Source organism: Pseudomonas sp. LBUM1658 (assembly GCF_059716055.1).
Map to the genome: position 1 here is coordinate 1,923,399 of NZ_CP166798.1, position 13,519 is coordinate 1,936,917.

Consider the following 13,519-nt stretch of genomic DNA (forward strand, 5'->3'; position numbering starts at 1 on the left):
AACAGAGGGAGTGGAAAGTCAACAGTGTGTAAGTTTTTTTATATATACCTCAACTTCTTCATTTTTATCATGTATTGCGGTGAACCTCGCGTAAGTTGATCGTTGTCGGCGGTGGTGGGTTGCTTTTTACGCTGCTGAAACAGTGAAGTCAATAGATCCAGTAATATTTGAAATACCACGTTTGCCTATGTTTTCCTACATTAAGACGGCAAACTTCGCCTAGGTCGCCCGTTATCGTCAACGGGCTTCCTTATTAACAGCGTGGCCTACGTTACACGAGTGTCAGGTCTATGGCTGGATGTCGATGTGGTCAAGCGCCTCTGCCATCGCCTTCAATGGACTGCGGCTGCCATAAATGCTGAACGTCACCGCACCGTCTTCGTGCCCGGCGATTCGTTTGATCAGCGAATCCTGCACCCCGGCATCCCGCAGGTCATCAATGAGCGTGTGACGGAAGCTGTGGAACGTCTTCCTCGGGTCAGTGATGCCCAGCTTCGTCTTGTACCGACCGAACCATTTCGATGGTGCGTGCCCCAGCTTCCCCCGCACGGCTTCCAGCTCTGGGAACAGGCGATCAGCTCCAGCGTTCCTGACTAACTCAATGTACTGCAGCAGACCCAGGTCGATCAGGGCAGGGTGCAAAGGAAGCACACGGCGGCTGCTGGCATTCTTGAGGTTCTGGCCTTCCCGGCTGTCATCAATGCGGATGCACTGAATGCCTTGTTGCTCGATGAAGTCATCTACACGCAACTGGCACAACTCTTCCAACCGAGCCCCTGTGGTTCGTCCAAGGAGCGGCAACCAGTAACGCCATGGGCTTCCAAGGAGTTTTCAAGGCAGCCAACCACTAAACTTGTTAAGGCTGCCCGTGCGATTTTATCAGTCGATTAGGTGCAACACGTCCCTGACGTTGAGATGGGAGTATCGAGCTACGGATCGTGTATCCCGGTGGCCAGATACGATCATGATCTGAGCGTTGTTGAATCCCTTTTTCGCAACGTTCGTGATTCGGGTGTGCCTGAGTTGGTGCAGTCGGACGCTACTGTCTAAGCCTGCCTTTACGCGTGCCAAACGCACGGCCTGAGATACGGCGTGCGGAGTGACCGTGAACACTTGGCCGTTCGGGTGGCTTGCAACAGTGGCCCGCAGTTGGGCAAGCTGGAGTATTTCAACAGCGCGGTGGGTGAGGGGAACTGACCGTGTGCCATTCTTCCCGTCGATGACATCTGCAATGCGGTCGTCGAGGTGGAGGCAGTCTTTTGTTAGCTTCAGGATTTCAGAGCGCCGCATGGCAGTCTCGTATGCCAGTTCAACAATCAGCTGCATGGTGGGAGATAGCTTCGCCAGTAACCGCTCTAGCTCGCTCGCACGGATCACCTTATCGGAAGCCCGATCAGGCTTTGGGAGTGCGATATCGCTCACAGGGTTGTGAATGTCGATCAGGAGGCCGCGTTTGGCAAACCTGTAGAAGCGGGACAGGAATGCAAGCTGCGTCCTGCACGTGGATGGCTTCACCTTCTTCAATCGCATGATCTTGAAGTCATTGATCATCTGCGGCGTGATTTCGTGAATGGGCTGGGTGAAGTGCCTGCCCAGATGCTCTACGATTTTCAGTGCATGGTCGTAGCTGCCTTTCCCCTTGAGCATTGTTTCGCAGTAGGTCATGCCCAACGTATAAATGGTGTGATGCTTGCGATCCATCGTCACGGCTTCGATTTGGTTTGCCCATGACTCTGCTTCAGCTTTCGTACTGAAGGTTTTCGACTGAGGAGATTTACCTTTTGCCCGTACCTGAGCATTCCAGTTGCCGGACGGAAGTAAGCGGAAATTGGCCATTGTTGACGCCTCATGCTGTGAATGGGCGTTCTGTGAAATCCAAGAGCAGCAGGGCTTGCAGCTTGCTCAAGCAGACCTTGACATGGTGGGGGTCGTTGGTTCGAGTCCAATCGCGCCTACCAAACAAAATCCGCTCTGCTGGGCGGTCTAGAAGGGTCAACCGAAAGGTTGGCCCTTTTTTGTGCCTGACGTTTGGGCAAACTTTGGGCAAGCGACCACCGAGCTACATCTTCAGGTCGGCTTCACCTTCAAGTAAACCACCGCGTCATCGCATGCCCGGGCGGTGGAGTGGTCGGTTACGGCTGCTCTCGCTGAGATCGACTACAGTTGAGCGATCAGCCAAAAGGAGAAGGTCATGACGTGCTTAATTTGCGACGAGCCTGCTTCGGACGTCGATGTCGGTGGTGAATACCAGGAGCGAGAGTGTCCTAAGTGCGGACACTATCGAGTCACCCGTACAGCGCTTGTGTGGATGGAAACCCACGGCTGGCGCTTCGACGTGAAACTGACTCGGACTTGGCTCGCACACCAACAGGGCTCAGGATTGATCCCGATTATTGATTCGCAGCAGGCGAGCGTTCTGGTCCAGCTTTGAGGAAAATAAAGAAAGACGGGACACCCATTAGCCGGTCCCCTTTTTGCGCTGCTGCCTCCGCGACTTGCTGTCCTATGCCGGGTCATGCTTGGGCTGCGGATTCGCTGAAGCGGAGTTATTGCTTCGGATAAGCCGCGGCTAGAGAATCTCGCTGATCCGCTCATATTCGGATTCCAGCCAGGCCGCGTGGTTCCGGGCCTCCTCGATGGTCGAGAATGAATCCACGTTCTTTCCGCACTCGGTATCCACCGAGAACTTCGCGGTGCCATTGATAGTGCGATCGACGACTTGGAATTTCATGATGGGATCCTCGAGGTTGGAGTCGGATGGTTAGATAGCGCAAAGATCGTTCGAGTCAGTGAGCTCACAAAGCGGCTCTTCAACGTGCGCGACGCCGGACAGAAACGACATGATGATGGGGCGATGGTTTCGGCCTGGGTGGCCAGGAACAGGTGCCCGTCGTGGATGAAGTGCAACTCTTCGCTTGGCCGGTAAGCGAATATTGACCAATGGAATCAGTGGATCGTTCAAATGCGCTGATTATTCCGTCGTGTCCGGCGAACAAATCAATTGCAGCGGTCATGAGGATCATCGCCGGCTGGCGTGATTCGTTGAGGTGGGATTTGCGTTTACTGATGCGGTCGACAAGTGGAGCCTGGCTCTGTCTGGAATGACCTACGATTCGGGGGCGATTTTCTACTTGCCCAAGAGGTTGTCATGCCAAAAGGTGGCGGCGGTAGAGGCGCGAGCGGTTCCGGGAAAGGGTCTGGTGGTTCTTCGCGGGGACCATCAAGTCATCCGGAACCGGGTGGTAATTGGCCAAGCACAACGGGAAAAGTCTCTGGCAGCGACCGAGGTGACGCTCAGCCAGGCAAGAAGGGCTGATGTTGCATGGCGCGCCGCACATCCATTGTGCGGCGCGCTATCAACGCGCCAGTGAGCGGGGATTTTTGTTGCCCGTTCAGAACAAGTAGCCAGCTACCTGTCCGGCGTGGTTGTCCTTCATTCCGGCAAGGAGGTGCAGCGGCAGGTACTGGCGTGCATGAGTGGGTGGAACTTCGAAACCTTGCACCATCGGAGTACGTTGCTCGCTGGGCTCGACTGGCGCTTCTACTAATGCCTGAGCCATACTCGCGTGGTTCGCTGCGATTTCATTGAGAGTTGACACGTTACATCTCCCCGGTGACTGACCAAGCGCTTCGCTGGAGTCCTTGAACGTTAATTTAATGGCCGCCGCGTCAGATTTACGTCGTTTCGGGGCTGCTATCGGCGTCTTCTGCAATCCTTAAGCCAGTCATGGTCAAGAAATCGGCACCATCTTTCCCGATGCGACGAATGGTGGCGTGAGGTGGGGAATAAAGTGGCAGTCAAATATCTTCATGAATATCCTGAGAGTCTTAATTAGGACGAGGCTAACTTACAATCGACGGTTTCCAAGACCGTCGCTGTGCTCTTTCGCTCAAACACAAAACTGGAATCACTCATCATTAATCAAAGAGACCATAGAGGCTCCTTTTTTTTGCCCTCGCCTCTAACATTTTTCAGACGCCAAATATTTGTGCTCCTGGAGTTAATCGAAAAGCAATTGGCCTTAGCGCAATTCATTCATACGCGCCATTACAACCTCAGCCATAAATAACAAGCGTCCAACTAGAACAAGTGGCGAGGAAAACTGCAACTCGAAAAAAGACAATAAATTGACAACAAAAAACAGTCATATCCTCCTTATAAGTCGGTGATACATCATGATCAAGATCATGGCCTACTTTTTAATAGGAGCTGTAACTGCAGGATGCAATGGCATGGTAAAACCCGACTTTTCGGGACCTACTAACGATTCATACTTTTTAGTCTTCTCAGGCTTTCCTTTGCCGTATCTATACATGGCTTCAGCCGTGCAATGGAACGATGACTACGCTGTCACCACCCGCCACACCCCCCTTATCCCCAACGTGAAGTACAGCTGCAGCACAGGCTGCGACCTGGTCTTCATCCAACACAAGGCCAACGGCCGCTACCCATCATGGCGCGCGCCGCGTGTGGGCGAGAACATAACCGCCGTGGGGGTGAGCCCTTACCTGGTGACCACCACCGGGAAAGGCAAGGTGTATCCAACGCCTTTTCTCAATACCGCTGAACACAGTGGTGATCTCTATGCCATCCATGATGCCCCGCTGGTCAAGGGGATGTCGGGTGGGCCAGTCATTGCCAGTGACGGCAGTATTGTCGGCATCAATATCGGTTTCTATTCCACCACGCTGAACGATGTGAGCTTTCACTCCGGCGTAAAGGAAGCTGAGAGGATCAGCATCTTTATCCCGTACTCGATCATTCAGCGCGAGTGGGGGCTGTTGCAGGCAAAGCTTAATGATCCGCACGGCACGAAGTATGCCGCGAAGTAGCTTTTAGCTATCCCAATTGGCAATCACGCCTGCCAAACAAAATCCGCTCTGCCGGGCGGGTTGGAAGGGCTTACCGAAAGGTACGCCCTATTTTGTTATCTGGCGTTTCAGATAACTACTCAGAACGTTCGGCGCATCTCACTGACAGGCGATATGCATCTTCTGAGTCCATATTGCTCATGCCCCAGCACGAGTATCAGTGGTGTGCCGTCGTTTGCATTTGCCACTCGTCAACTCAATCGCACCTCACCCTCAGTTCCAACTTCAAACCTGTACGGCCCAGAATTGCTGGACCTCTATAGTGAGGTGCGTATGGCTACCGATTCGAGTTTCCAAGACAAGAAGATGCAAGGCTCTGTTCCTCCGAAACCAGAGTCGGGCACAGACAGGCCGGCGATAGATCCTGAACGTCCCGGCAAGTACGATCCGCTGGGCCGCCCGGACGAAGTAACGAAGGAGCGTCCGGAAGATTGGAAAGACCCCGCTGACAGGGACCTCCCGGCGGCCGATGAACAGTCACCGTTATCTGACGACAGGCGATAGGCACGAAAGCCCGACCATGGAGTCGGGCTTTTTCTTGCTCGGGGGAAACATCCACTGCATCCAGAGCCGCTTGAGAAGGACCCTGTCACTGCCAGGTCGGTAGACCTCTGGTCGGGTGCGTTGAACATCAGAACGAGCTGTCTGATCCATCCAGAAAGAACTTCAGGAGTGCCGATCTCATGAAATCCTTTCAAGACGGTCTGCTGACGCCAGATGAAGAACGCAAGCTGCTAGCTCTCAGTTCCTGGCACGACGCCCTGGATGATCGAACTCTGCGGATGAACTGCCCGGATGCCTATCATGATGAGTTGCTTCGGCAAGCGGATGAGATGGACCGGCTGAAAATAGTGACCTGGCAAGAGTGGCGTGACCTTCGGGTCGAGGCTGATCAAGCTTACTTGCGTGCCGTTGCAGGTGACGATTTCACGCTGAGGGCCAGAGTAGAAAGATCTGCTCGTTAGTAGGCGGTGAAGAGGCCCGGTTGATTTTCCACCGGACAAAAAAAAGAGCCTCAGAGCTCTTTGATGGGGAGAAAGAAGAGCCGAAGAGGCTCAAGTTACGTGTGAAACGAATGGCGGGCTTGGTAGTCGTTCAGAACACTCGCCACCCACGCAATTGCCAGGGTACTTAAGCAACTGCGTAGAAGTATCGTAGGAAGGTGAGGTTTTTTGTTCAAGTGCCGTTAATCGAATGAGTGTGGCAGCGCAGACCTCATCGGCAAGCCCTTGCTCGGCGAGGAAGTCGTCAAAGTCAGATCCGATGTGCTTGTTCATGTGCTGTACCTCATAGATAGCCTTGCTTTGCACTGGTTGGCGGTTGCCATGTCAGGCGCAGGTATTTTTTGGCTTTTCTTGATGAATCCGTGGATCGGAATCATGCGGGAGCCGATGAGTGCATGTACGAAATCAGTTATGAATGTCATGTACCTTGATAGCTATATGGTGCAACTTTCTGCTAACAAATTCGATTAGCTGTGTGTAACAGCTCTTGTGCCAGCCTTCTTGTTCCGCTTCCCTCCATCACCCTATGCGGCAGCGAGACAAGCCTTCGCCTTCTCGCTACCGACTATCCATCAGTACCTCTGACGACAACCCGCCCCTTACAGGCGAGCTGTCCGTACCAACTTAACCGTGCGTTATGGAGAGATCGCTGATGATGCAGATCGAACCATCGTCTGGATCGGTGGTGTCGGAATAGTCGATCTGGTTGTACACGCCGCCGTGGAAGGCGAGTGTCTTGGTATCCCAGGTGTTATCGAGGCGAAGGATGGGAGAGGTGGATTTGCTGCCGTTGCAGCTGGCGGAAACCGAAACGGCTCCGCTGGCATTGGCGTGGATGTTGATCTTGAACAGCGCACCGAGTGGAACGTTTTCCAGGACCGTGGTGTTCACCGGGTCTTCCTGGAGGTAGCTCGAGCGAAAACCCATGGTGATTTTGCCCTTGTTCCAGAACACCTTGACTGGCGGTCTCTCGGAGCCCTGTACATGAATCTGGGCAATCACCACCTTCTGCGCCGAATTGACTTTGGTCACCCGCATTTCCTGGCGATTCCAGTGATCCGCTGCGCTGGCAAACAACCAGTAGCCGGGCTCCTTCCATTCACAGCGGGTACGGTGGGTGCTTTTGCTTGAAGCGCCGGTTGTCGGAGCTGTGAGTTGAAGCGAACCGTCTTCGAGCATCGAAATGACGTCCGGGCATTCGAGCAGCGCCCTCCAGCCGATGATTTCAAGAGCGATGGGATTGGTTTCGGAGATGGGCAGGGGAGTCGCGATGGTGTAGTTGCTGATATCGACTGTCATGGTATTTCCTTGGACATGAAGTTTATGAGTCAGCTCTTTTTGAGCCCGATCGGTGTCTGATGCAGGCCTACATCCCACTGCCCATTCGGTGAATGGGCAGTGGTGATGCTTGCTGAATCGGTTCCTGGTTTTTGCCTTGTTGTCTGCAGGTTTCGAGCTGGGTGTAAATGCCGAGCCAGTCGACGATGTCTTCATCGAGATTGAGGGTGCCCACTAGATATACTGTAAATATATACAGTAGTACAGTGATGGCAATTCGGTCATGGCAGGCGATGATCTATAGAGGTTTCAGGGTTCGGTCGGCAGAACGCCGGAGAAAGGGCGGATCATGTTATGAAGATGCAGCGTTAACGTGTTGATTTTTATAGGAGAAAATCGGGTTGCGAGGATTTCGCAATCGCTCATGCAACCCGCGGTCTAGGGCATCGTTCAAGGCTTGGCCAGCAGGTGCCTCGCCAGTGCCTCAAACGCCGGTAACGTAACCGGATCGTTGGCCGAGTTGCTGGCGACCGGGTGGGAGGCGTAGCGAACTATTACCATCGCGGTTTCTGGATCGATGTAGATCCGTTGTCCGTATACGCCACGGGCCATGAAGGCGCCCCCTTCCTTGTCAGTGACCCACCACATCGAGCGATAGCTCCAGCCCTGCAAAAGCTCATAACCGGCATGGGCAAATGCCTGTTTGTCACCGCCGTGACGAATATCATCGACCACCGCCTTGGGAACGATCTGCTGGCCATTGAATTGGCCGTTGTTGCGCAGCATCTCGGCAAAACGCGCGAGGTCACGCAGACCGGTATTCAGTCCTCCGCCGGCAAACGGAGTGCCGATCGAATCGACGGTGAAGTAAGCATCCTGCTCAGCGCCGAGGCGACTCCACATGCGCTCTGAAAGCAATTGCGCGACGTTGCGGCCGGTGGCCCTGGCGATCACCCAACCGAGCACGTCGGTGTTGACGGTCTTGTAGCTGAATGCGTTGCCGTGTCGGCCTTGCAGCTGCACCGTCTGGAGAAACTCGTAGTAGCTGCGAGGGCCGGTGTAGTCCTTGGGTTTCGGCAGCGGGCTCCCGGCTCTGGCATGAGCCCAGACTTCCGCGTTCGGGTCGGCGTAGTCCTCGCTGTATTTCAGCCCGGTAGTCATATCGAGAACCTGGCGCACGCTGGCGTCGCCGAATGCGGAACTGGCCAATTCAGGCACGTAATGATCAACACGCTGGTTGGCGTCGATGCGTCCCTCGGCCACCAGTGTTGCCCCAAGTGTGCCGATCACCGACTTGGTCACCGACATCGCGGCGTGCTGGCCATCTTCCTTGAGCACGCCGAAGTAGCGCTCATAGACGATTTTTCCGTGGTGCAGCACCACAATCCCGTCGGTATAGGTGGCGGCAAGGGATTGTTCCCAGGTCATCGCCTGTGTTGCGCCGAGCGGCACGAAACTGACCTTATCCAGGTCTTTGCGCAGGGCCCGAGGCAGTGCAACGGGAGATCCCAACCCGCGGGAAACGTTGACCGTGGGCATCAGCTGGCGAAAGTTCGAGACGCTCCAGCGCATGGCCGGGAATTGGAAGTAGCTGCCATCTTCGAATCGAACGGTCCGATCGGCAGGTGGCGGGGAGCCGACCATCCAACCCAGTTTTGCCGGGTCACTGGCTGCGGAATCGGGGAATGTCGAGGGTTCTGCTCCACAGGCGGTAGATGCCAACAGGCTGATCAGCAACGCAGCGGTGAGCTTGGCGAAGGGGTGGTGGTCAGACATAGGGGGAGATTCCATTCGGGAGAGCTTTTCGGGTCCTGAAACAGATTATCAGTTCTCGGCTGCTGCTTCGCAAAACCGCGGGTTATGGACTACTACTGACTGGCCTCTTTCTTACGTCATTGAACGGAGATTCAAGTCGATGCTCATGCAATGGTTTCTTGCGGCAATCCATCTATTGGCCTTCGCACTGGCGATAGCATCGGTCGTTGCGCGGGGTACGGCGCTGCGCCGGATCACCGAAGACGTCGGGCAGCTGCGCAGGGTTTTGCTGGCCGACAGTCTATGGGGGATCTCGGCCGTGGTGCTGTTGCTCACGGGCGGTCTTCGCGCGTTTGCCGGTTACGAGAAGGGCACGGACTACTACCTGCACCAACCGCTGTTCCATCTGAAGATGACCTTGTTTGTCTTCATCCTGTTGCTTGAGATTGCGCCGATGATCACTTTGATCAAATGGCGTATTGCCTTGAGTCGAGGCACGGCGATCGATACCGAGCGGGCGACACTGTTTGCCCGGATCAGTCATATCGAGGCGCTGCTGGTGGTCCTGATGGTGGTGGCTGCGAGCGGTATGGCGCGGGGTGTGGTGTTTGGTTAGAAGGGGGGTGTAAGGCTACACGGGGTGTGCAAGTACCAGATCATCCACGAGCAAAGGACGGGAGTCATTGTCTCGAAGTGTATGGCCACATTTTGAGCGACAGCCGTCAGCAAACTCGGAAATCTCCGACTTCCAGCGTGCTCAGGGGTTGTTAGTATCGACTCAGCTTTTTTTGCTGTGTCTCAGGGGCGGGTAATGTCGATATCGCGCACGGGATTTCTGATTAGCAGGCTACTGGACTGTATGGGTTGCGCGGGCTATGGCGAATTGGACCTGCGCTGCGGCCAAGGAGGAGCTGAAATAAAGGCATGACAAGTCGAACGAGCTTTCAGGTTTTTCGCCAGCCATTGCTGTGGAGTAAGGGCTGGCTACTGACTCAGGGCGTCTCGCGTTTGTCCGGTGCAGTCAAACCTGCCTGGATGCGCTGATAGATTTCTTCGCGATGAACTGCGACGTCTTTCGGGGCATTGATGCCAATCCTGACTTGTTGGCCGCTTACGCCCAGAATGGTGATCGTAATATCGTCACCAATGTTTATGCTTTCACCGACTTTGCGGGTGAGTATCAGCATGATCTTCTCCTTGATTGCTTGGTAGGGGTACCTGATTCAGACAATGCAGATGTCGGTGGTACGTATAGATTACTGCGAAGTGACACAGTGTGGATGCCTCTTTCTGACGCATAGCTGCGCTATTAATTCCCAAGGTGCAACTATACAGAGCCAATAAACATCATTCTCGTATTTTAGAGCGTGTTTGCGGGGACCGCGGATCTATCTTGGGTGGTAAAATCGCCGGCTTGAATTCTTGAGAGGGAAGGCTGTGCGTAAACTGACGATGGGAATGGCGTTGTTGGTCCTGGCAGGGTGTGGTGAAGGCACCAACATCGAGCACAAGGCTGCGTCGTCGGCGGCGCCAGCTGCGCAAACTCCTGCGACCGCGGCAGCGCCGCAGTGGGATGTCGAGGTCAAGGGCGATACCTTGCTGGCAGTGAGCGATCTGACCGGTTGGTTGCTCGAGCACGGTTTCGTGTCTTCTGTGCGCACGGACGGCGCTACACAGCGGATCTTCATCGGCCCGTTCGGCTCCAAGGCCGAGGCTGAAGCCAGGCAGGTAGAACTGACTGCAAGCCTGGCCCGGGCGAAAAAACGCAATATCGTGTCAGAGGTGGTCGAGCATCCAGTGGCTCAGTGAGCCGTTGCCCTTGCCCACTCTCCAGGCCGCCATCGCGAGCAGGCTCGCTCCCACAGGGGGGGCGGGGTACATCCGTCGGAGATAGGCCGGCTGTGCGGTCGCTATCGCAGGCAAGCTCGCTCCCACATTATTAGATTTCCAGTGTTGCGAACTGACTGCCGGGCGCGGATAGAAAAAAGGCCTCGAGACAGTGTTGTCCGAGGCCTTTTTGCGTTTCTGTAATGGCTCAACCGCAGGCTTTCAAATCCACCGGTCCGACGAACTCGTTGCCTCGCCCCATCACGCACGCCACGCTCTGATTGCGCTGGCGTTCCCAGTTCTGCACTGGATAGGTTTTATTCCAGGCTTCGTAGAGTTGGCGGTCCTGTTTTGACAGACGCAAACTGTACTGTTTGCTCATGTAGAAGTAGGTGCGGGCGATCATTCCGCGAATAGACGGGCGGGGCATGACCTTCCTGGCCTTGAAATCGACCTGGGTCAGGCATGAACCGTATTGCCCGGCTTGCACCGCAAGCCAGCCAAAACTGAAGTTGCTTCGATCCCCATTCACTTCACCGATGCTGGGCACCAGGTTGTGCAGGTCCGCCTCGGCACGCTGGTAGGTCGGATCGGTGCGGGTGCAGTTCTTGCGGCCGCCGTCTTGCCAGCATTGGCGTTGGTGGCCGATATGCCAGGCCGGGACAATATGCTCCCACTCGATGCGTTTCGCGCGGTTGGCATTCTTGCGCGGCACATATCCACAGGCAGCGAGGTCGATTCGGTTGCCGGTGTATTTGCAGCCGCAGTAGAACTCGGTGGATTGCGGTGCATACAGCTTCCAGGCGACTTTCTTGGCTTCGTTGAAGGTGCGTGGGGCGGCGGCCTGGGCGCTCAAGGCGCCGAGGAGACAGACCAGGACAAGTAAACGAACAATCATTGGGTCAATCTTCCTTCGGCACGACCCAGAAAATCTGCACCCCACCATCGTCGCGGTAGGCGAGGGTGACGTTGTCGTTCTCGGCGATTTCCTCCAGCAGTTGTTCCCACTCGTCCACGGGTTCGTCCGGGAGCCGAAAGATCAATGCGGCTTTGGCCTTCTGTGCGTTGGGAGAATTGATGATCTTCTGAATGCGCAAACCGAGTCGTTCATAGGAACTGGGAGGGGTAGTCGCTGCTGCTGGGGTAGTGGCCACGGAGGATTCCTTATTAAGCTGTACGTGCATACAGTATTTAACTGTAGGCAATTTCGCAACTGCTTAAAATTAAAGAATTTCCTCTGACAGCGATTTATTCGGTTTGGTGTATATCGTCGGGGCTTTTTTTACGGCCGAAGAGTAGCAGTGGCCAGGGATGGGGCGGGACGAGAAGGCTGTTGCAGAGCCACTCGCCAGTGCTGGCGAGTGGTGGTCACTGTTGCCCGCTCAGGCAAGACCGGGCGAGCGGTGAATCAATACTCCCAGAACATGCGTTGCAGTTCTTTGCTGTCCTGGGTCTTGGTCAGCGCGACCATCGCCAGAATGCGGGCTTTTTGCGGGTTCAAGTCATTGGCAACGACCCAATCGTATTTGTCGTCAGGTTGTTCTGCGTTGCGCAGTACAAAACCACCGGCATTGACGTGGGACGAACGGATGATTTGTACGCCATCCTTGCGCAGCGCCTGCAAGGCTGGAACCACACGGGAGGAAACGGAACCGTTGCCAGTGCCGGCGTGGATGATGGCTTTGGCGCCGGATTGAGCCAGGGACTTGTACGCGGTGTCGCTGACATTGCCGTAGGAGTAAGCGATTCCGACGTCAGGCAGGCTCTTGATGGTTTTGATGTCGAATTCCGAATCCATGGTGTGACGCTTGGCAGGCAGGCGGAACCAGTAGGATTTACCTTCGACCACCATGCCCAGCGGACCCCAGGCGCTTTTGAAGGCCTCGGTCTTGATGTTGATCATTTTGCTGACATCACGACCCGACTGAATCTCGTCGTTCATGGTCACCAGTACGCCTTTGCCGCGAGCATCCTTGCTGCTGGCGACTGCGACAGCGTTGTACAGGTTGAGCATGCCGTCAGCAGACATCGCAGTACCCGGGCGCATCGAGCCGACGACGATGATCGGCTTGTCGGTTTTTTCCACCAGGTTGAGGAAGTAAGCGGTTTCTTCCAGGGTATCGGTGCCGTGAGTGATGACGATGCCATCGACGTCTTTGCTGTCGGCCAGTTCGGCGACGCGGCGACCCAGTTGCAGCAGGTTGTCGTTGGTGATGCTTTCGGATGCGATCTGCATGACCTGTTCGCCACGCACATTCGCCAATTGGCTCAGTTCTGGCACACCGGCGATCAACTGCTCGATACCAACTTTGGCCGCCTGATAGGTGGCGCTATTGGCAGCACTGGCACCTGCGCCGGCGATAGTCCCGCCAGTGGCGAGGATCACCACGTTAGCCAGTTTCTGTTGGGTTTCGACTTCTTTTGCTTGCAGTGTGGCGGGGAGTAAAAGCAGGAGGGCCAAGGCGCCCGGAACAAAGGTATTGAACGCAGATTTCATTATTTTTCTCTCTAGTTGTAATGACGGTGCTGATGCAGGTTCATCTAGAAACGCCCCAGGCAGATCTGAATGCCGTGGAGGCTTGGAGAAGAGCAGGATTTGTACCAGTCGTGTCTTGTCGAGAAAATAAATGTAACTTATTGATTACGATCAATATTTTGTAATGAATTTAATTCTCGGTTTCAGTTCGTGTCCGGATTTCCGACGATAGGAGTGGTTTTGCGTTCGGCTACCCGAAAATACTCGGGTTGAATGCCGATGGAGCGAGCTCAGGGAAGAGAAGGGG

The 13,519-nt window shown here is 54.9% G+C and carries 13 protein-coding genes and 2 pseudogenes; 4 read left to right on the forward strand and 11 right to left on the reverse strand.

Going from position 1 to position 13,519, the window contains the following annotated elements:
- Positions 1-288: 288 nt before the first annotated feature.
- The 4 genes and pseudogenes from ACA064_RS08750 to ACA064_RS08765 all read right to left on the reverse strand — a co-directional run.
- Positions 289-816, reverse strand: a pseudogene (locus ACA064_RS08750) (site-specific integrase); the annotation flags it as partial.
- Positions 817-879: 63 nt separating this feature from the next.
- A complete protein-coding gene (locus ACA064_RS08755; protein WP_497673004.1) occupies positions 880-1,836 on the reverse strand; it encodes a tyrosine-type recombinase/integrase in 957 nt (318 codons plus the stop codon).
- A gap of 733 nt (positions 1,837-2,569) precedes the next feature.
- Positions 2,570-2,731, reverse strand: a complete 162-nt coding sequence (locus tag ACA064_RS08760; RefSeq protein ID WP_497673005.1) for a hypothetical protein — start codon at positions 2,729-2,731, stop codon at positions 2,570-2,572.
- Positions 2,732-3,392: 661 nt separating this feature from the next.
- A complete protein-coding gene (locus ACA064_RS08765; protein WP_497673006.1) occupies positions 3,393-3,599 on the reverse strand; it encodes a hypothetical protein in 207 nt (68 codons plus the stop codon).
- A gap of 634 nt (positions 3,600-4,233) precedes the next feature.
- On the opposite strand from ACA064_RS08765, the gene ACA064_RS08770 reads away from it, so the two are divergent.
- Both ACA064_RS08770 and ACA064_RS08775 read left to right on the forward strand, forming a co-directional pair.
- Positions 4,234-4,833, forward strand: coding sequence for a serine protease (locus ACA064_RS08770; protein ID WP_497674202.1), 600 nt, complete (start codon positions 4,234-4,236; stop codon positions 4,831-4,833).
- A gap of 722 nt (positions 4,834-5,555) precedes the next feature.
- A complete protein-coding gene (locus tag ACA064_RS08775) occupies positions 5,556-5,837 on the forward strand; it encodes a hypothetical protein (protein WP_497673007.1) in 282 nt (93 codons plus the stop codon).
- Positions 5,838-6,059: 222 nt separating this feature from the next.
- Here ACA064_RS08775 and ACA064_RS08780 read toward each other — a convergent pair.
- The 3 genes and pseudogenes from ACA064_RS08780 to ACA064_RS08790 all read right to left on the reverse strand — a co-directional run.
- Positions 6,060-6,149, reverse strand: a pseudogene (locus ACA064_RS08780) (Fis family transcriptional regulator); the annotation flags it as partial.
- Between the two features lie 351 nt (positions 6,150-6,500).
- The gene (locus ACA064_RS08785; protein WP_497673008.1) at positions 6,501-7,175 is read right to left on the reverse strand and encodes a polysaccharide lyase family 7 protein; all 675 of its coding nucleotides are present in this window, start codon (positions 7,173-7,175) and stop codon (positions 6,501-6,503) included.
- A gap of 429 nt (positions 7,176-7,604) precedes the next feature.
- On the reverse strand, positions 7,605-8,930 hold the full coding sequence (locus tag ACA064_RS08790; RefSeq protein ID WP_497673009.1) for a serine hydrolase domain-containing protein: 1,326 nt from the start codon (positions 8,928-8,930) through the stop codon (positions 7,605-7,607).
- A gap of 139 nt (positions 8,931-9,069) precedes the next feature.
- Between ACA064_RS08790 and ACA064_RS08795 the strand changes: the two genes are divergently transcribed.
- Entirely contained in the window at positions 9,070-9,525 is a 456-nt protein-coding gene (locus ACA064_RS08795) for a DUF2214 family protein (protein ID WP_497673010.1), read from the forward strand.
- A 376-nt stretch (positions 9,526-9,901) separates the two neighbouring features.
- Here ACA064_RS08795 and csrA read toward each other — a convergent pair whose 3' ends face one another.
- The gene (csrA, locus tag ACA064_RS08800; RefSeq protein WP_007920550.1) at positions 9,902-10,096 is read right to left on the reverse strand and encodes a carbon storage regulator CsrA; all 195 of its coding nucleotides are present in this window, start codon (positions 10,094-10,096) and stop codon (positions 9,902-9,904) included.
- Positions 10,097-10,346: 250 nt separating this feature from the next.
- Between csrA and ACA064_RS08805 the strand changes: the two genes are divergently transcribed.
- A complete protein-coding gene (locus ACA064_RS08805) occupies positions 10,347-10,718 on the forward strand; it encodes an SPOR domain-containing protein (RefSeq protein ID WP_497673011.1) in 372 nt (123 codons plus the stop codon).
- 226 nt (positions 10,719-10,944) lie between these two features.
- On the opposite strand, the gene ACA064_RS08810 is transcribed toward ACA064_RS08805, so the two are convergent.
- The 3 genes from ACA064_RS08810 to ACA064_RS08820 form a co-directional block, all read right to left on the reverse strand.
- Positions 10,945-11,634: an endonuclease gene (locus tag ACA064_RS08810; RefSeq protein WP_497673012.1), complete on the reverse strand. Its 690-nt coding sequence runs from the start codon at positions 11,632-11,634 to the stop codon at positions 10,945-10,947.
- 4 nt (positions 11,635-11,638) lie between these two features.
- Positions 11,639-11,920: a DUF1654 domain-containing protein gene (locus ACA064_RS08815; protein ID WP_497673013.1), complete on the reverse strand. Its 282-nt coding sequence runs from the start codon at positions 11,918-11,920 to the stop codon at positions 11,639-11,641.
- A 224-nt stretch (positions 11,921-12,144) separates the two neighbouring features.
- Positions 12,145-13,233 carry an asparaginase gene (locus ACA064_RS08820; protein WP_150804946.1) on the reverse strand — a complete coding sequence of 363 codons (1,089 nt, stop codon included), beginning with the start codon at positions 13,231-13,233 and terminating at the stop codon, positions 12,145-12,147.
- Positions 13,234-13,519 lie beyond the last annotated feature (286 nt).